Origin of the sequence: Dactylosporangium sp. NPDC049525 (genome assembly GCF_040676755.1) — a bacterium.
Lineage (GTDB): Bacteria > Actinomycetota > Actinomycetes > Mycobacteriales > Micromonosporaceae > Dactylosporangium.
In genome coordinates this window covers 62180-80078 of record NZ_JBFAPO010000021.1, presented here as the reverse complement: position 1 = coordinate 80078, position 17899 = coordinate 62180, and the positions used below count along the sequence as shown (strand labels likewise).

Sequence of the window (17899 nt, the reverse complement as noted above, 5' to 3'; positions counted from 1 at the left end):
CGCTTCCCGGGCCCCTTCCCCACCCGACCCCTAGGAGCAGGTCGTGCCGTTGAGCTTGACGGCGCTCGGCGGCGGGGTTGACGGGCCGTTGGCGGTGAAGCCGACCGTCACCGACGCTCCCGCGGCGAGCGACGGTGCCCAGGTCGGCCCGGCCGCGGTGAACGTGGTGCCCGACTGGGTGACGGTGGCGTTCCAGCCGCTGCTCAGGGTCACCCCGGACGGCACGGTCCACGTGATGGAGAACGGGTTCACGGCCGACGAGCCGGTGTTCTTCACCGTGACCGCGGCCTGGTAGCCACCCTGCCACGCGTTGTCGATGCGGACGGTCGCGGTGCAGGAGCCCGTGCCGGGGTTCCCCGACGGCGATGCCGATGCCGACGGCGACGCCGACGTGGACGTGGACCTCGACGGCGACGGCGACGCCGAACCGGTCGGGCCGGTCCCACTGACGGGCGGGATCAGGTACGGCTGAAGGATCGACTGCTTCTGCTGGTTGACCGTCTTCCAGTCGTCGCCGACGATGCCGCCCGTGTCACCGGAGTTCGGGTTCCACGACCAGTAGGTGAAGTCCATGCCGGTGACGCCGGTGCCCATGTACTCCATGAGCTTCTTCAGCCACAGCACGTCCTGCGGGCTCTGCAACGTCGAGCCGAACTCGCCGACGAGCACCGGCGCGATGTTCTGCTTCTCCAGGTATCCCCAGAACTGGTCCCAGATCGCCGGGAGGTTGTTCGGGAACGCCGGGTCGTCGAACCACGCCTGGTGGAACACGGAGTTGCCGTATTCGTGCGCGGAGTAGACGAGCTTGTTGGGCTTGTTGAGCCGGACCGGGAACTGGCCGGCCTTCGACAGGTTCCCACCCCACCAGCCGCACGGCTCGTCCGGGATGTTGTCCCAGGCGTTGGCGTTGCCGCCGCTGGTGCAGCTGACGCCCTCCACGACGATGAGCCAGTTGGGGTTCACCTCGAGGATGGCGTTGCCGGCCCGCTCGGCGGCCAGGCGCCAGTCCCGGTTCACGTCGCCGCAGCCCCAACAGGAGCCGGTGCCGTTGGGATCGGTACCGTCGGCGTGCGGCTCGTTGTGCAGGTCCGCGCCGATGACGGTCGGGTTGTTCGCGTAGTGCTGGGCCAGCGACCGCCAGTTGCTGATCCAGGTGGACTCGGGCGTCGCGGAGACGTACCAGAGGGCGCTCTGCCCGGCACTGGTCGGGCGGTGCCGGTCCAGCAGGATGCGCATGCCCTTGGTGCCGGCGTAGGCGACGACCTTGTCGAGGATCTGCAGCGGCGTCAGGCCCTGCAGGTCGGGGTTGGTGTAGCTGTCGACGCTGTTGGCGGTCGCGCCGGGCTTCAGGGCGTCCTCGGAGAACGGCACCCGCAGCGTGTTGTAGCCGAGGCTGGCCATCTGGTCGATGTGGTCGCGCCACGCCCGGGCCCACAGGCCGTGGAACGTCTTGTTGTCGGTCTCCATGCCGAACCAGTTGAGCCCGGTCAGCCGCACCGGGTTGCCGCCCGCGTCGATGATCTGGTTGCCGCGGGTGCTCAGGTAGCCGGTGCCGGTGCCGCCGACGGCCGCCTCCGCCGTGCTGTTGAGCCCGATCACGGCGACCGCGCCGACGACGGCCATACTGCTGGCCGCGACGGCGGCCCAGAGTCTTCTCACCACACCCTCCTCAGTGGACACTGCCACCGCCGGTGATTTCCCTGGTACCGGCGGCGGGTGCGTGCCGACGCTAGGAGCCGCCCGCTCGGCGGGCCATCGCCGTGGGTGGTGTGGCGCGTTTGCGCAGGTGAACCGTGTTTCGGACGCGAAAGTTACATCGCCGGGAGCTGCCCGAGGAGCTTGCTGTGCGCGGCGAGGACCTGTTCGGCGGCGGCCTTCGTGGCGGGGTCCGCGCCGTTCTTCGCCTCCGAGCCGCACAGCGCCGTCGTGCCGGTCAGGTGCTCGCGGAGCACTTCGAGGGCCTTCGCGGGCTGCTGCGCGGCGGGCAGGGCCCGGATCGCGGCCATGTCCGCCTCGACGACCATCCCCGGCAGGTCGTGCCCGGCGTGGATGCTGGAGTCCTCGATCGCCCCGCCGTCGGTCAGCGCCTTGCGCAGCGCCGCCAGCTCGGCCCGGTGCCCGTCGGCGGCGGACCGGGCGATCGGCACGAGGGCCGGGTCGCCGCCGGCGACGATGAGGTCGAACAGCTGCCCCGCGCTGGTGTCAAGGGAGATCATCAGCTGCAGGTAGGCGATGTCGGTCGGGTTGAGCACCGTGACGGCCGGCGGCGCCGAGCTGCGCTGCGCGACGGGCGGCGCCGGCTCGTGCGCGGGCCGGGCCCAGAGCACGACGACGGCGAACGCGGCGACGATCACGATCACGACCGCCCCGACCCGCCGCCACACGTCGCTGCCACCGGCCTCGCCGGCATCGGCGACCGGCGCGGCGGGCTTCGGCGTCTTCGCGGCCGCCGCCCGGGACGTCTTCGTGGCGCCACCGGACGCCTTCGCGGTGGTCTTCGCGGTGATCCGCGCCGTCTTCGCGGTGGCCTCAGGCGTCTTCGTAGTGGCCTCAGGCGTCTTCGCGGTGGGCTCGGGTGTCTTCGCGGTGGGCTGCGGCGTTTCCGCGGTGGCACCGGTGGGTGCCGGGCTGGTGGCGGTCCGCTGCTTGACGTTGCGGTGCTGCTTGCCGGCCGGTTGCCCGGCGCGCGCCGCCTCCGTGGCGTCCGGGACTTCGGGCTCGGCCGAGTCAGCCGGCCGCGTGTCCCCAGTCTCCCCAGTCTCCCCGGGCTCTCCGGTCTCCGCGGCGACGCCGGCCACCTCGGTGGCCTCAGCCGTCGCTGCGGTCGCGTCCGTCGCGGGCTCCGCGGGCGCGGTGGCCGGCTTGTCGTCGGTCATCGTGACCCACTCCCTCGGGCCGTCGATGCCGCCGCGGTCGGGGTGGCGGCCCCGGCCGACGGCGCCGCGGCGCTGGACACAGCCGCGGGGCGGCTCCCATGGGGCGGTTGACCCCCAGGGGAACCCGTGAACACGGCGCCCCCGCCGCGGCACCCGTGGGCGAGCGGCAGCATGGTGACGGGTGGCGGTCCCGCAACCGTCGGGGCGGTGGTCACGCATCGACGGTAAGCGCCCGGACCTGCGGAGAGCATTAGACGAACTTTAAGATTCGCGCAGGTGGCCCCGACGTTTTCCGGCCCCGCCGATAACAATTTTTCCGCAGACTGGTCTTTGTGGCCCGGCTCGTCCGCATCCCGCTCGTCCTCGCGTTCGCCGTCGCGTGGACGGCCGGGTCCTACGCACTGGGCTTCGCGGTCCTCGCCGACCGGTGGGACGTCGCGGTCGGTGCGGCGTTCATCGGCGGGATCCTCGCCGCGGCCGGGCTGGGCACGCTCACCAGCCGCGGCCTGCCGATCCTGCTCGGTATCCCGCTGGCCATCGGCGCGATGACGACGTCGGTGTACCTGGCCGGCGCCCACCACGTCGAGGACCGGCCCAGGCTGCGGGTGGTGGTGACCACCGCGGGCACGCTGCAGGACCCGTCCGGGCGGCCGCTGCCCTACCGCCTGGACGAGCCGGGGCAGGCACGCGGCCCCGCCGACGTCTACGTCCGCGACCCGGGCAGCGCCGCGCTCTGGCCGGCCGCCGTCCTCGGACCCCGGCACCGGATCGAAGCGGCTGCGACCGTGCTCGTGCCGGCGTTCGCGGGATACGTGGTGCTGCTGGGAGTCGCCGGGGCCGCGTCGAGTCTGGCGTACCGGCGCCGCTTCGAACGGCACATGAGCACCTGAGGCGGGTCAGGTGCCGATGCGGGTCACCGTGCCGTGCGGGGCGTTCTGCCACCACATCGCGTCGACGAGGTAGGCCGCGCTGCCGCCGGCGGAGATGAACTGCACGACGAGCCGGGTCGGCTCCGTCTGCGCCCGCGACACGGAGTAGCCGTCGTTGGGCGTGGCGGTGACGACGGAGACGACGCCGTCGCGGATGCGGATGACCGCGTCGCCGCCCTCGGAGCGGAACGAGCGCAGATACGTGTCGACGCCGTCGCTGCCGGTCGTCACGGTCCAGCCGTCCACGACGCGGGCCGGCGCGCCGGTGGTGACCTTCGCGGTCGGGCTCGTCGCGGCCGCCGAGGTGCGTGGCGCGGCCGGGGTCGGGCTCGCGGCGGGCGAGGACCCGACCGGCGAGGATGGTGGGGGCAGGCCGGGCTGCGGGATGAGGTCGCCCGGGCCGCGGGCCTCGGCGGCCGGCACCGGCAGCCAGTCCGACGGCACGGCGGTGTGCAGCACGGGGCGCAGCGCCAGCGACGCCACGGCGATGCTCGCCGCGGTCGCCAGGCACCACAGCAGCACCGGCACCGCCGTACGTCTGACCCGCACCGGCAGATCTTCTCACCCGCATTGCCTTACGTGGCAAACCCGGCGTTACGGTGTTGCCATGCCGCTGATCCTGCTCGTCGAGGACGACGTCGCCGTCTCCGGCGCCCTTTCCCGGGCGTTGACCGACGCCGGGCACGTCGTGCGTCCCGTCGGCAACGCCGGATCCGCGCTGCGCGTCATCGCCACCGACCCGCCGGACCTGGTCATCCTCGACCTCGGGCTGCCGGACATGGACGGCCTGGACGTGCTGCGGATGCTGCGCGGCATCTCCAACGCGCCCGTCATCGTCGCCACCGCGCGGCGCTCGGAGCGCGACATCATCCGGCTGCTGGACGCCGGCGCCGACGACTACGTGACGAAGCCGTTCTCCAGCGCGCAGATGTCGGCGCGGATCAATGCGGTCCTGCGCCGCGGGCAGGGCACGCCGGGGCCGGCCACGGTGCCGGCCGGCGTGACGATCGGTGCGCTGCACGTCAACCCGCAGCAACGCTTCGCGTCCATCGGCGGGCAGCCGCTGCAGCTGACGAAGAAGGAGTTCGACCTGCTGGCGTATCTGGCGCAACGGGCCGGGCGGGTGGTGAGCCGGCGGGAGCTGCTGACCGAGGTGTGGCAGCGGCCGGACAGCTCCGGCGAGGACCAGACCATCGACGTGCACGTGTCGTGGCTGCGCCGCAAGCTCGGGGAGAGCGCGACGGCCCCACGGTATCTGCGCACGTTCCGCGGTGTCGGGGTCATGCTCGTCGACCCGGAACAGCCCCCCGCGCAGCCATGAGGAACGCGCTGATGCGCCTGTCGTTCGCGATCACGTCGATGATCGCGCTGGCGTTCCTGGTGCCGCTCGCCTACGTCACCAAGGAGATCGCCCACGACCGGGCCCTGGCCGAGGCGCGATACCAGGCCGACGCGATCGTGGCCGCCCTCGCGTCCGCCTCCGGCAACGGATCCGGCGCCCTGGACCGGGCGGTGGCCACGGTGCCCGCCGGGCAGAGCGGGCGGCTGGCCGTGCACCTGCTCGGCGAGTCGACCGTCGGCACCAGCCACGCGCCGGTCGTGGAGGTCGACCGGGCCGCGGCGCAGGGCCGCTCCCTGACCGTCGACGCGCCCGGCGGCGTCGCATACCTGCAGACGGTGGTCCTGGACGGCGACCGGACCGCGGTCGTGGAGGTGTACGTCTCCGACGCCGACCTCAGCCGGGGCGTCGGCGCGGCGTGGCTGGCCCTGGTCGGGCTGGCCGTCGTGCTCATCGGCGGCTCGACGCTGGTCGCGGACCGGCTCGGCGCGCAGATCGTGCAGTCCACGCAGCGCCTCGCCGAGGGCGCGCGGGCGTTCGGCGACGGCGACCTGCACGCGCGGGTCGAGCCGGACGGGCCGCCGGAGCTGCGGGACGCGGCGCGCAGCTTCAACCGGATGGCGGACCAGATGGTCGCCTTCGCCGACGCCGAACGCGAGCTCGCCGCGGACCTGTCGCACCGGCTGCGCACCCCGCTGACCGCGCTGCGCCTCGACGCCGACGCGATGCCGCCGGGCCCGATCGGGGAGCGGATGCGGCAGGCGTTCGACGCCCTCGACGACGAGATCGAGCAGATCATCACGACCGCGCGGCGGTCCGCGGCGGACCGGGTGCCGGAGAGCACCGACCTGGTGGAGGTGGTCGCCGACCGGCTCGCGTTCTGGTCGGTGCTCGCCGAGGACCAGCAGCGCCCGTGGCGGGTCGTCGGCGGGCAGGAGCCGGTGTGGCTGCCGGTCGCCGAGTCCGACCTGGTGTCCGCGGTGGACTGCATGCTCGGCAACGTCTTCCAGCACACGCCGGAGGGCACCGGCTTCGAGGTGCACGTCTCCCCGCGCGGGCTCACCGTCGACGACGCGGGACCCGGCATCGCCGACCCGGCGAAGGCGCTGCGTCGCGGCTCCAGCGGCGCCGGCTCCACCGGTCTCGGGCTGGACATCGTCCGCCGGGTCGCGGAGGCGGCCGGTGGCCAGCTCGTCGTGGAGCGCAGCCCGCTGCGTGGTGCCCGCGTCGCGATCGTCCTCGAGCCGGTCGCGCTCGTTGCCCCGCCGGCCCGCCCGCAGCGCCGCGTGGTGCGGTAAGGCTGGCCGTTCGGCCCTGCCACCGGGGCATCGATGGTGCTTACACTCCCCGCTGATCATCTTCGGGGGAGGAACCTTGTCGTTCAGGCTCACGCGTCGCTCAGCCATGCTCGGCGCCATCGCCGCCGCAACGGCCACCGCCGCCGTGTCGGGGTCGCAGCGCCCCGCCCGCGCGACGCCGCCCGGCGAGCTCGGGAAAATCACGTTCCTGCACCCGTCGGTCGGCGGGATCTGGATCGCCAACGCCGACGGCACCGACGCCCACCCGTTCGACATCCCCAACAGCAGCGCCAACGGCAGCTGGTCGCCGGACGGCAGCCGCTTCGTCTACAGCGGCAACCACACCCCGCTGTCGGTCCGGGCGGACGGCAGCGACTACTTCAAGCTGATCCCGAACACCGCCGACGCCGGCGGCGAGGATCCGGTGTACGCCTACGGCGGCCGGTACGTGATCTACCGGATGTTCGACAACGGCGACAACACGCTGTTCATCACCAGCGCCGGCGGCAACTGGGAGTTCAGCGTGCCGTTCCTCGGCATCCCGAACGACGGCAGGTACGCCCTGGGCACCGCGGTCGCCGCCGACGGCACGATCGTCTTCGAACGGCGCCCGTGGAACGTCTACGAGGGCTCGGAGATCTACCGGTTCGAGAGCTACGGCGTCGTCACCAAGATCATCGACAACGGCTGGGGCGCCGACTTCTCCCCGGACAGCAGCCGGATCGCGTTCGCGCGGGCCGAGCCGGGCGGCGGCAGCCAGATCTGGCTCGCCGACGCCGACGGCGGCAACCAGGTCCAGCTGACCTTCAAGGCGACCGAGGGCAGCTCCATCAACCGCGAGCCCGCCTGGTCCCCGAAGGGCGACGCCATCCTCTTCACCAGCGCGGACGGCAACTCGAAGATCAGGCGTATCGACCTGACCACCCAGCAGTACGTCACGATCGCCCCGAGCGGCAGCCGGCCCAAGTGGCAGCCGGTCACCACCAACGTCGTCGAGCGGGTCTGGGGCCAGACCGCGCTGGACACCGCGGTGGCCACGTCCCGGTACAACTGGGCCGACCACAGCGTCGACGACGGCATCCGCGGCCAGGCGCAGGCCGTCGTGCTGTCCCGCGACGACGTGTACCTCGACGCGCTGGGCGGCTCGGCCCTCGCCGTGCGCCGGCAGGCGCCGCTGCTCATCACCCCGCCCAGCGGCCTGCACGCCTCCACCAAGGCGGAGATGCAGCGCATCCTCGCGCCCGGCGGGAAGGTGTACCTCCTCGGCGGTACCACCGCGCTGTCGGCGAAGGTCGAGAGCCAGGTGAAGGGCCTCGGCTACACGGTCGTGCGGCTGTGGGGGGCCACCGAGTACGACACCGCGATCGCGATCGCGAAGGAGATCGAGCCGAACCCGTCGGCGGTCATCATCGCCACGTCGCTGAAGTACTACGACGCCCTCGCCGCGGGCGCCGCGGCCGGCGCGAACCCGGGCACCGTCATCGTGCTCACCGCCGGCGACACCATGCCGGCCGCGACCGCCGCCTACCTCAACACGCTCCAGCCCGGATACGACTCCGGCACGCGGATGGTCGGCGTCGGCGGCCCCGGCGTGCGGGCTCTGCTCAACGCCGCCCAGAGCGGCAAGCTGCCGTCGTGGCCGAAGAACTTCTCCTACTGGCCCGTCTACGGCGCGACCGAGTTCGAGACCGCGATCGCCGTCGCCGACTTCTTCTTCGACGGCCCCCGGGTCGCGGCCGTGGCCACCGCGACGACCTGGTTCGACGCGCTCACTGGCGGCGCGATGGTCGGCGCCAACTTCGGCCCGCTGCTGCTGTCCGCGCCGGGCGAGCTCAGCCCGCAGACCCGCGACTACTTCACCCGCAACGCCGCGTCGCTGAAGTACGCGACCCTGCTCGGCGGGGTGCTCGCCCTGAAGGACGCGCTCATCGAGCCGCTGGGCGACGCGATCTCGGTGCCCGGCCAGTTCCAGTACATCCAGTACACCGAGAACTCCACGCTGGCGAGCAAGGCCAAGTCGCTGGCCGCCGCTCCCGCCCGGGCGCAGGGCGAGGCGACGCCGACCCCTGGCCTGCGCTACCGCAAGCCCGCTCAGGCCTGACCGGCCCCGCCGCCGCTCAGCCCTGAGCGGCGGCCGGGCCGGCGAGGCCGATCAGGTTGCCCTCCGGGTCGGTGAACTGCGCGACGACGAGGTCCCGGCCCGGTGCCCGCTCGGGACCCATCCGGCGGGTCCCGCCGAGCCGCTCCGCGTCCTGGAGCGCGGCCTCGACGTCGGGCACCCCGACGTAGAACACGACGTGCGGGGCGAAGCCCGGGCCGCCGCCCACGCCGCCCGGGATGCCGTCGGTGGTCGCGAACCCGTAATCACCGGCGGCGGAGACCGACGGCGCGACGGGGCCGCTGGTGTCGAACTGCCAGCCGAACAGCTGTCCGTAGTAGTCCCGCAGCCCGGCGGGGGCGGTCCCGATGATCTCGAAGTGCACCACTGGCTGTGCCATGCTCGCTCCTTCGTTGTAAAAAACAACTACTGAGTTGTACGATACCACCATGCCGACCACTCGCAGCTACGGCGACGCGTGCACGATCGCCAGGGCCCTGGACGTGGTGGGGGAGCGCTGGGCGCTGCTGGTCGTGCGGGAGCTGCTGTTCGGCCCGCGGCGCTTCTCCGACATCCGCCGCGGCCTGCCCGGCGCCAGCTCCAACCTGGTTGCCGACCGGCTGCGCGAGCTGGAGGCCCGCGAGGTCATCCACCGCCGCAGGCTGCCACCGCCCGCGGCGTCCTGGGTCTACGAGCTGACGCCGCGGGGGCGCCGCCTGGAGCCGGTCCTGGACGCGTTGGGGGAGTGGGGCGGCGAGCTGCCCCGGCCGCCGGAGCCGTTCGCCCTGAGTGCGGCATCGGTGCTGCTGTACCTGCGCGGCGCCGCCCGGCCCGACCCTGCCGAGCCGCCGGCCACCTTCCGCGTCGAGCTGCGCACCGGGGGTGACGTTGCCGAGGTCTGGACCGTGCGGACCGGTGACGGGCGGGTCCAGGTCGAGCCGGGCGAGCCGCCCCGGGCCGACGCCGGCATCAGCACCGATCCGCACGGCCTCAACGACCTGCTCGCCGAGCCGTCCACATTGGACGACCACGACGTGACCGGTGACCGTGCGGCGCTGCGGCGGCTGGTGCGCTCCGTTCAGGCGGCGTAGCCGACGACCGCGGGTCAACTACAGTCGGGGAGTGCGGATTCGGCTGGAGGGCAGTGACCTGCCGGGGCGGCGGCCCGGTGCGGCCGCCGACCGCCTGCGGCTGCACAACGTGCACGTCGGGGTGCAGCGCAAGGCCGAGGTGGTCGACCGGATCCCGGCCGACACGGCCGAGGCGCGGTGGACCTTCGAGGTGACCAGCCGCGAGGTGGACGGCCTGCTCGACGTCGGTGGGCCGTGGGTGCACGGCCGGCCCGGGGCGAGGTTTCTCTATCTCAGCTGGGGCGCAGTGGACGGCGACGCGTTTGCCATGTTCCGCCGGGCGAAGCTGATGTTCGGTGACATCCCGACCGACGTGCTGCGGGCCGCGCACGACGGCGCCGGCACCCTGGTCGGCCGGCTCGGGCTGACCGACGCCGCCGGCGAGCCGGCCTGCGCCCGGGTCCGTCCTGTCTGGACGGTGGAGGCGTGAGGCCGGCCCCGGCGAGCCGTCAGACGCGGTAGCGGGCGACCAGGTCGTCCATCACCTTGTCGAGGCGCTCGTCGACGATCTGGCGGGACGGGTCCTCGTCGAACCAGGCGACGATCTCCCGCGCCCCGACGTGGAAGGGGATCGTCGCGACGTAGTCGGGGACGAGGGCACGCAGCTTGCTGTTGTCGAAGACCATCGAGTGGGCCTTGTCGCCGAGGAGCCCCGCGCCCCATTCGGGGTCGGCGGCGGCGATCGCGTCGGAGGGGACGTGCACGAGCTTCGCCTGTACCCCCAACGCCGCCGCCATGTGTTCGGCGATCTGGTTCCAGGTCAGGACGTCGTCGCTGGTGATCTGGAAGACGTCACCGACCGCGCGCGGATGACCGAGCAGCGGCACGAAGCCCTTGGCGAAGTCCTCGTGGTGGGTCAGGGTCCACAGGGACGTGCCGTCGCCGTGGATGACCACCTCGCGGCCCTGGCGCATGCGGGCCATGGCCGTCCAGCCGCCGTCGAACGGCACCAGCGTGCGGTCGTAGGTGTGGGAGGGGCGCACGATCGTGGCGGGGAAACCCTTGTCCCGGTACACCTGGACGAGCAGATCCTCACAGGCGATCTTGTCGCGGCTGTATTGCCAGAACGGGTTGCGCAGCGGTGAGGACTCCACCACGGGCAGCCGGGCCGGCGGGGTCTGGTAGGCCGATGCGGAGCTGATGAACACATACTGACCCGTGCGCCCGCGGAACAGCTCGAAGTCCGTGTGCACGTGCTCGGGCGTGAAGGCGACCCAGTCGACCACCGCGTCGAACGTGTGCCCGGCCAGCGCGGAACGGGCCGACTCGGGATCGCGGATGTCGCCGCGCAGGACGGTGACGCCGTCGGGCAGCGGCCGGGTGGTGCTGGACCCCCGGTTGAGCACGTGCAGGTCGATGCCGCGCTGCACGGCCAGGCTGGTGCAGGCGGAGCTGATGATGCCGCTGCCGCCGATGAACAGGACCTTCAACTCAGCTCTCCACCCATCCGTGCGTGCGCGCGAAGCTCACCAGGTGCTGCCGGGCCTGCGCGATCTGGCTGCCGGTCAGCGACGGGACGTGCTGGATCAGCAGCTCGGTCACCTCTGCGGAGAACTCGCGGCTGCTCAGCACGTCGCAGAGGCCGTCGTCGTCACCCGGCTCGGCCTCGTCGGCGTCGGTGTGCACCGGCCGGGCGGGTCGGGTGTGCTCGCGCCGGGCCGGCGCGTCCAGGATGCGCACGGTGGCGACCTTCAGCCCCCGCTCGCCCTCCTCGACCTCATACTCCACGCGCATGCCGGGATGCACGAGATGCCGCTGCTCACCGAAGTCGTTGGCGTGGACGAACACGTCCTCGCCTCCCGCGTTGGGCGCGATGAACCCGTAACCACGCACCTCGTCGAACCGCAGGATCCTACCTGTCTCCACCACTACCACCACCAGCCATCGAACCGGCCCGCGTCCGCTGGGGTCGGCACTCAGAGCATAGGACTCCCAAGGCGCTTCTTCTGCACCTTGCCCATGGCGTTGCGTGGCAGGGCGTCGACCAGGTGAACGACGCGAGGTCGTTTGTGGATCGACAGGTGGCGGGCGACGAAGTCCTCGAGCTCGCGCTCGGCGACGCCGGCGGACACGACGACATATGCGGTGACGGCCTCGCCGAGGTCCGCGTGCGGGGTGCCGATCACCGCCGCCTCCCGGACCGCCGGGTGGGCCAGGAGCGCGTCCTCGACCTCACCGGCGCCGATGCGGTAGCCGCCGGACTTGATGAGGTCGGTGGACGCCCGCCCGACGATGCGGTGCCAGCCGTCGGGGTCCTTGCGGGCGATGTCGCCGGTGCGGAACCAGCCGTCGGCGAGGTCGGCGGGCTGGTGCACGTATCCCCGCAGCAGCATCGGGCCCTGCACCCACAGCTCACCGATCGTGGTGCCGTCGGCGGGGACCTCCGAGCCGTCGTCGGCGGTGAGCCGGGTCCGCACGCCCTGGACGGGGACGCCGACATGGCCGGCGCGGCGCGGGCCGTCGGCGCGGCTACTGATCGTGATCAGCGTTTCGGTCATCCCGTAGCGCTCGACCGGCCGGTGCCCGGTCAGTGCGTGGAGCCGCTCGAACACGGGCACGGGCAGGGCGGCGCTGCCGGAGACGAGCAGCCGGGCGCGGGCGAGCGCGCGGGCGGCGGCGGGCTGGGCGCAGATCCGCGACCACACGGTCGGCACCCCGAAGTAGAGGGTCCCACCGGCGGCCGCATAACGCTCCGGTTGCGGTTTTCCCGTGTGTACCAGCGGCGAGCCGGCCCGGAGTGCACCGAGCACGCCGAGGACCAGGCCGTGGACGTGGAACAGCGGCAGCCCGTGCACCAGGCGGTCGTCCGGGGTCCAGTCCCAGGCCTCGGCGACCGCGTCGACCCCGGCCTCGACGGACGCGTGCGTGTGCACGACACCCTTGGGCGCGCCGGTGGTGCCGGAGGTGTACATGATGAGCGCCGCGTCGCCCGGTGCCGGTGCGGGATGGCCCGCGGACGAGCGGCGGGTGACGTCGACCGGGGTCCCGCCCGGGCCCAGCACGATCTGGGCGCCCGAGTCGCGCAGGATGTGCTCGCGCTCGGCGGGGCCGGCGTCGGCGGGCACAGGGACCACGGCGGCGCCGGCGAGCAGCCCGCCGAGCACCGCCACGACCGTCTCCAAGGACGGGGTCGCGTCCACGGCAACGGCGGTCGCGCCGCGGACGTCGCCGGCGACGGCGAGCGCGGCGCCGAGCAGGGCCTCGGAGGACAGTGCCCGTCCCGCGACGGACACCGCGTCGGGCCGGTCGATGGATCCCGGGCCGGTGGTGCCGGCGATCAGGCGCATGGCCACCATCGTGCCATTTCGTGATGCGACATCGTCTTGACACCTCCATTTGTGAGCGTTAACACTGTCCCGAGCAACACCCCCGCCACCGGCTTGAAACGTTTCCCTGCGTTCAAGTCGACACATGACCAAGACACCCACAGATTTCTGCCAGTGCCGTTGATACCGCTCACACGAGCAGTCACGGTCGCTGCACCCTGCGCTACAGGTGGAGGACACCCCCATGAAGTTCCCCAGAGCACTGGCCGTCGGCCTCGGCCTCGCCGTGGCGTTGAGCGTCACCGCGTGCGGGTCGGCCGAGAAGACCGCCGACAAGGAGGCCGGAGCGTCCGCGGGCGCCGGCAGCCTCATCGGCGTGACCATGCCGACGAAGTCCTCCGAGCGGTGGATCGCCGACGGCAACAACGTCAAGGCGGCCCTCGAGAAGCTCGGCTACAAGGTCGACTTGCAGTACGCGGAGAACGACATCCCGACGCAGGTGAACCAGATCGAGAACCAGATCACCAAGGGCGCGAAGGTGCTCATCGTCGCCTCGATCGACGGCACCGCGATCACCACGCAGCTGCAGCAGGCGGCGGACAAGAAGATCCCGGTCATCGCCTACGACCGGCTGATCCGCAACTCGCCGAACGTGGACTACTACGCGACCTTCGACAACTACAAGGTCGGCGTGCAGCAGGCCACGTCGCTGCTGGTCGGCCTCGGCCTGAAGAAGGAGGACGGCACCGACGGCACCGCCACCGGCCCGTTCAACATCGAGCTGTTCGCCGGGTCACCGGACGACAACAACGCCACCTTCTTCTTCAACGGCGCGATGGACACGCTCAAGCCGTACATCGACAAGGGCACGCTGGTCGTGAAGTCCACCCAGACCGACTTCAAGACGGTCGCGATCCTGCGGTGGGACCCCGCCACGGCGCAGAAGCGCATGGAGGACATCATCACCAAGACGTACGTCGGCGGCACCAAGGTCCAGGGTGTCCTGTCGCCCTACGACGGCCTGTCGATCGGCATCCTGTCCGCGCTGAAGAGCAGCGGCTACGGCACGGCGGGCCAGCCGTACCCGATCGTCACCGGGCAGGACGCGGAGAAGGCGTCGGTCAAGTCGATCATCGCCGGTGAGCAGTACGCGACGATCTACAAGGACACCCGCAAGCTCGCCGACGTCACCGTCAAGATGGCCGACGCGGTGCTCAAGGGCGGCAAGCCGGAGACCAACAACACCAAGGACTACAACAACGGCGTGAAGGTCGTCCCGTCGTACCTGCTCGACCCGGTGATCGTCTACAAGTCCAACTACAAGACGGTCCTCATCGACTCGGGCTACTACACCGAGAGCGACCTCAAGTAATCATGAACGACGTAATTCTGCGGATGCGCGGCATCACCAAGACCTTTCCCGGCGTTGCCGCGCTGCAGGATGTGAACCTCGAGGTCCGCCGCGGGGAGATCCACGCGATCTGCGGGGAGAACGGCGCCGGGAAGTCGACCCTCATGAAGGTGCTGTCCGGGGTCTACCCGCACGGCTCCTACACCGGTGAGATCGAGTTCGACGGGGAGCCCTGCCACTTCGGCGGGATCCGCGACAGCGAGCGGCGCGGCATCGTCATCATCCACCAGGAGCTGGCGCTCATCCCGCACCTGTCGATCGCGGAGAACATCTTCCTCGGCAACGAGCGGGTCCACCGCGGCCTGATCGACTGGAACCGCACCAACGCCGACGCCGGCGCGCTCCTGCGCCGGGTCGGCCTGCGGGACAACCCGGTCACCCCCGCGATGGACCTCGGCGTCGGCAAGCAGCAGCTGGTCGAGATCGCCAAGGCGCTGTCGAAGGAGGTGTCGCTGCTGATCCTCGACGAGCCGACCGCGGCGCTCAACGAGTCGGACTCCCGGCACCTGCTCGACCTGCTGCTGGAGTTCCGGTCGCGGGGCATCACCTGCGTGATCATCTCGCACAAGCTCAACGAGATCGAGGCGGTCGCCGACACCACCACGATCCTGCGCGACGGGCGCACCATCGAGACCCTCGACATGCGGGGCAAGGACGTGTCCGAGGACCGGATCATCTCCGGGATGGTGGGCCGGGACCTCGAGCACCGGTTCCCGCCGCACGAGTCCTCGATCGGCGCTGAGGCGCTGCGGATCGAGGACTGGACCGTGCGCAGCCCCACCCAGCACGGCCGGGTCGTCGTCGACCGGGCGAACCTGTCCGTGCGCCGCGGCGAGATCGTCGGGCTGGCCGGGCTCATGGGCGCCGGGCGCACCGAGCTGGCGATGAGCGTCTTCGGCCGCAGCTACGGCATCGACATCACCGGCCAGGTGTACAAGGACGGCGTCCCGGTGGAGCTGCGCACCGTCGGCGACGCGATCCGCCACGGCATCGCGTACGCCACCGAGGACCGCAAACGCTACGGCCTGAACCTCATCGAGGACATCCAGCGCAACGTCTCCGGCGCCGCGCTGTCGCGGATCGCCCGGGGCGGCTGGGTCGACGACAACCGCGAGTTCCAGGTCGCCGAGGAGTACCGGCACAGCCTGAACATCAAGGCACCCGGCGTCGGCTCGGTCACCGGCACGCTCAGCGGCGGCAACCAGCAGAAGGTCGTCCTCGCCAAATGGATCTTCACGAACCCTGACGTGCTGATCCTCGACGAGCCCACCCGCGGCATCGACATCGGCGCCAAGTACGAGATCTACACGATCATCAACCGGCTCGCCGACGAGGGCAAGGCGATCCTCGTCATCTCCTCCGAGCTGCCGGAACTGCTCGGCATCTGCGACCGTATCTACGCCCTGTCGGCGGGCCGGGTCACCGGACAGCTGTCCCGCACCGACGCGACCCCCGAGCGGCTCATGCAGCTCATGACGGCTCGTTCAGCTAAGGAGTTCTCATGACGACGATCGTGGAGGTCGAGACCGATCCCGTGGTCGCGGCGCCGACCCGGTTCTCGGTCAACCTGCGCCAGAGCGGCATCTACATCGCGTTCGCCGCGATCGTGATCCTGTTCGAGATCCTGACGTCCGGCTCGCTGCTGGAGCCGCAGAACATCTCGAACATCGTCGTGCAGAACTCCTACATCCTGATCCTCGCCATCGGCATGATCCTGATCATCATCGCCGGGCACATCGACCTGTCCGCCGGGTCCGTCGTCGCCGTCACCGGTGCCGTCTCCGCCGTGCTCATGGTCAACCTCGACGTGCCGTGGCCCCTCGCCATCCTGGCAACCCTCGTCGTGGGGGCGCTGATCGGGGCGTGGCAGGGGTTCTGGGTGGCGTACTTCGGCATCCCCGCCTTCATCGTCACCCTGGCCGGCATGCTGGTCTTCCGGGCCCTCACCATGACCGTCCTGAGCAACCAGGGCATCGGCCCGTTCCCCGACGACGTGCGGACCCTCGCCAACGGCTTCACCCCCGGCTTCCTCAACAACATCGGCCTCGGCGTCCTCGGCGGCGCCGACCTCTTCACCCTGCTCGTCGGCCTCGCCGCGGTCGCCGGCATCGTCGTCGTGCAGTGGCGGGCCCGCCGCGCCCGCATCGGCTACGGCCAGGCCGTCGACACACCGGTCGTGTTCAGCCTGAAGATCGCCGGCGCGTCGCTCGTGCTCATGTTCATCATCGTCCAGCTGGCCCGCTTCAAGAACCTGCCCTGGGTCCTGGTCCTGCTCGCCGCGCTCGTCCTCGCCTACACCCTGCTGTCGCAGCGCACCGTCTTCGGCCGGCACATCTACGCCGTCGGCGGCAACCTGCAGGCCGCGGGCCTGTCCGGGGTCAAGGTCAAGCAGGTCACCTTCTGGATCTTCGTCAACATGGGCGTGCTCGCCTCGGTCGCCGGCATCATCTTCGCCGGCCGCCTCAACCAGGCCGGCCCCACCGCCGGCAACGCCTTCGAGCTCGACGCGATCGCCGCCGCGTTCATCGGCGGCGCCGCGGTGCAGGGCGGCGTCGGCAAGGTCGTCGGCGCCATCACCGGCGGCCTCATCATGGCCGTCATCAACAACGGCATGTCGCTCATCGGCTCACCCACCGAACGCGTCATGCTGGTCAAGGGTCTGGTCCTGCTGGCCGCGGTTGCCTTCGACGTCTGGGCGAAGCGCCGCGCCGGCCGCTCACGCTGAGTGTCAGATGTCCGGTACGTGGCCTGGGCGGGACGCGAACCGGCGGAAGGGTGGAGCCCGGGGAATGCTGGCGGCGCCCGGGCTCCACACCGCTCACACCGGCTCCTGTCGGCTGCTGCCGGCATCGACCGGGGTCGCGGCGACGGCCCGCGCCGCTTAGGGTCGATCGATGATCCGACCCGCATTCCTGGAGTCCGCGGAGCGCGCCGCCGCACTGCTGCGGGAGCCCGCCGTGGACGAGCGCTGGTCCGCGCCGAGCGCGCTGCCCGGCTTCTCCGTCGGCGGGCTGGCCCGTCATCTCGCCAACCAGGTCACCCGCACGGTCACGTCCCTGGCCGCGCCGCCCGGCACGTCCGCGATCCCGGTGCTGGACCACTTCACCGGCGCCGGCTGGGTGAACTCCGGCGTGGACAGTGCCGACAACGCCGCCATCCTGGAGCGCAGCGAGACCGCCGCCGCGCAGACCACCCCCGCCGGCCTCGCCGCCGAGGTCGACGCGGCCCTGGCCGAGCTGCGCACCATGGTGCCGGCGCAGCACGCCGAACGCGTCGTCGACCTCGGCCGGTGGGCGCTGCTCGTCGACGACTTCCTGCTGACCAGGGTGCTCGAACTGGTCGTGCACACCGACGACCTCGCGGTCAGCCTGGGCGTGCCGGCGCCGGAACCGTCCGCCGCCGCGGCCGAGGCGACGGTCCAGCTGCTCGCCCGGCTCGCGGTCTGGCGGCACGGGCCGCTGCCCGTGGTGCGCGCCCTCGCCCGCCGCGAACGCGCCCCCGACTCGATCGCCGCCCTCTGATTCCGGGCGGCGCCACGTCCGGTCGTGTTCT

General features: G+C 71.7%; 17 protein-coding genes. 10 read left to right on the top strand and 7 right to left on the bottom strand.

The features are described from left to right. Positions 1 to 30: 30 nt before the first annotated feature. Both AB0K00_RS27865 and AB0K00_RS27860 read right to left on the bottom strand, forming a co-directional pair. Positions 31 to 1623, bottom strand: a complete 1593-nt coding sequence (locus tag AB0K00_RS27865; RefSeq protein WP_363525826.1) for a cellulase family glycosylhydrolase — start codon at positions 1621 to 1623, stop codon at positions 31 to 33. Between the two features lie 188 nt (positions 1624 to 1811). Next, entirely contained in the window at positions 1812 to 2876 is a 1065-nt protein-coding gene (locus AB0K00_RS27860) for a hypothetical protein (RefSeq protein WP_363525621.1), read from the bottom strand. Between the two features lie 332 nt (positions 2877 to 3208). Here AB0K00_RS27860 and AB0K00_RS27855 point away from each other — a divergent pair, with 332 nt between their 5' ends. Continuing rightward, positions 3209 to 3766 carry a hypothetical protein gene (locus tag AB0K00_RS27855; RefSeq protein WP_363525619.1) on the top strand — a complete coding sequence of 186 codons (558 nt, stop codon included), beginning with the start codon at positions 3209 to 3211 and terminating at the stop codon, positions 3764 to 3766. Between the two features lie 6 nt (positions 3767 to 3772). Here AB0K00_RS27855 and AB0K00_RS27850 read toward each other — a convergent pair whose 3' ends face one another. Continuing rightward, on the bottom strand, positions 3773 to 4354 hold the full coding sequence (locus AB0K00_RS27850) for a DNA mismatch repair protein MutL (RefSeq protein ID WP_363525616.1): 582 nt from the start codon (positions 4352 to 4354) through the stop codon (positions 3773 to 3775). A gap of 58 nt (positions 4355 to 4412) precedes the next feature. On the opposite strand from AB0K00_RS27850, the gene AB0K00_RS27845 reads away from it, so the two are divergent. The 3 genes from AB0K00_RS27845 (at position 4413) to AB0K00_RS27835 (ending at position 8543) form a co-directional block, all read left to right on the top strand. Next, complete coding sequence (locus tag AB0K00_RS27845; protein WP_363525613.1) at positions 4413 to 5126, top strand: response regulator transcription factor; 714 nt, start codon at positions 4413 to 4415, stop codon at positions 5124 to 5126. Then, positions 5123 to 6442, top strand: a complete 1320-nt coding sequence (locus AB0K00_RS27840; RefSeq protein WP_363525610.1) for a HAMP domain-containing sensor histidine kinase — start codon at positions 5123 to 5125, stop codon at positions 6440 to 6442. Before AB0K00_RS27845 ends, AB0K00_RS27840 begins: the two co-directional genes overlap by 4 nt. 76 nt (positions 6443 to 6518) lie before the next feature. After that, positions 6519 to 8543 (top strand): cell wall-binding repeat-containing protein, encoded by a 2025-nt coding sequence (locus AB0K00_RS27835; protein WP_363525607.1) that lies wholly within the window; start codon positions 6519 to 6521, stop codon positions 8541 to 8543. Between the two features lie 16 nt (positions 8544 to 8559). On the opposite strand, the gene AB0K00_RS27830 is transcribed toward AB0K00_RS27835, so the two are convergent. Further along, on the bottom strand, positions 8560 to 8940 hold the full coding sequence (locus AB0K00_RS27830) for a VOC family protein (protein WP_363525604.1): 381 nt from the start codon (positions 8938 to 8940) through the stop codon (positions 8560 to 8562). 49 nt (positions 8941 to 8989) lie between these two features. Between AB0K00_RS27830 and AB0K00_RS27825 the strand changes: the two genes are divergently transcribed. Next, positions 8990 to 9631 (top strand): helix-turn-helix domain-containing protein, encoded by a 642-nt coding sequence (locus AB0K00_RS27825; RefSeq protein ID WP_363525601.1) that lies wholly within the window; start codon positions 8990 to 8992, stop codon positions 9629 to 9631. 31 nt (positions 9632 to 9662) lie between these two features. Beyond that, positions 9663 to 10100 carry a DUF5990 family protein gene (locus AB0K00_RS27820; protein WP_363525598.1) on the top strand — a complete coding sequence of 146 codons (438 nt, stop codon included), beginning with the start codon at positions 9663 to 9665 and terminating at the stop codon, positions 10098 to 10100. A gap of 19 nt (positions 10101 to 10119) precedes the next feature. On the opposite strand, the gene AB0K00_RS27815 is transcribed toward AB0K00_RS27820, so the two are convergent. The 3 genes from AB0K00_RS27815 to AB0K00_RS27805 are packed head-to-tail and all read right to left on the bottom strand — an operon-like array spanning position 10120 to position 12957. Next, positions 10120 to 11100, bottom strand: coding sequence for an SDR family oxidoreductase (locus AB0K00_RS27815; protein WP_363525595.1), 981 nt, complete (start codon positions 11098 to 11100; stop codon positions 10120 to 10122). 1 nt (position 11101) lies between these two features. Then, positions 11102 to 11536: a cold shock domain-containing protein gene (locus AB0K00_RS27810; RefSeq protein ID WP_363525591.1), complete on the bottom strand. Its 435-nt coding sequence runs from the start codon at positions 11534 to 11536 to the stop codon at positions 11102 to 11104. Between the two features lie 50 nt (positions 11537 to 11586). Continuing rightward, the gene (locus AB0K00_RS27805) at positions 11587 to 12957 is read right to left on the bottom strand and encodes an AMP-binding protein (protein ID WP_363525588.1); all 1371 of its coding nucleotides are present in this window, start codon (positions 12955 to 12957) and stop codon (positions 11587 to 11589) included. Between the two features lie 223 nt (positions 12958 to 13180). On the opposite strand from AB0K00_RS27805, the gene chvE reads away from it, so the two are divergent. The 4 genes from chvE to AB0K00_RS27785 all read left to right on the top strand — a co-directional run bounded on the left by chvE (position 13181) and on the right by AB0K00_RS27785 (position 17868). After that, positions 13181 to 14308, top strand: coding sequence for a multiple monosaccharide ABC transporter substrate-binding protein (gene chvE, locus AB0K00_RS27800; RefSeq protein WP_363525585.1), 1128 nt, complete (start codon positions 13181 to 13183; stop codon positions 14306 to 14308). Positions 14309 to 14310: 2 nt separating this feature from the next. Next, on the top strand, positions 14311 to 15852 hold the full coding sequence (mmsA, locus tag AB0K00_RS27795) for a multiple monosaccharide ABC transporter ATP-binding protein (protein ID WP_363525582.1): 1542 nt from the start codon (positions 14311 to 14313) through the stop codon (positions 15850 to 15852). Further along, positions 15849 to 17072: a multiple monosaccharide ABC transporter permease gene (gene mmsB / locus AB0K00_RS27790; RefSeq protein WP_363525579.1), complete on the top strand. Its 1224-nt coding sequence runs from the start codon at positions 15849 to 15851 to the stop codon at positions 17070 to 17072. The genes mmsA and mmsB overlap by 4 nt, the downstream gene beginning before the upstream one ends. 169 nt (positions 17073 to 17241) lie before the next feature. Beyond that, the gene (locus tag AB0K00_RS27785) at positions 17242 to 17868 is read left to right on the top strand and encodes a maleylpyruvate isomerase N-terminal domain-containing protein (RefSeq protein WP_363525576.1); all 627 of its coding nucleotides are present in this window, start codon (positions 17242 to 17244) and stop codon (positions 17866 to 17868) included. The last annotated feature ends 31 nt before the right edge of the window (positions 17869 to 17899 follow it).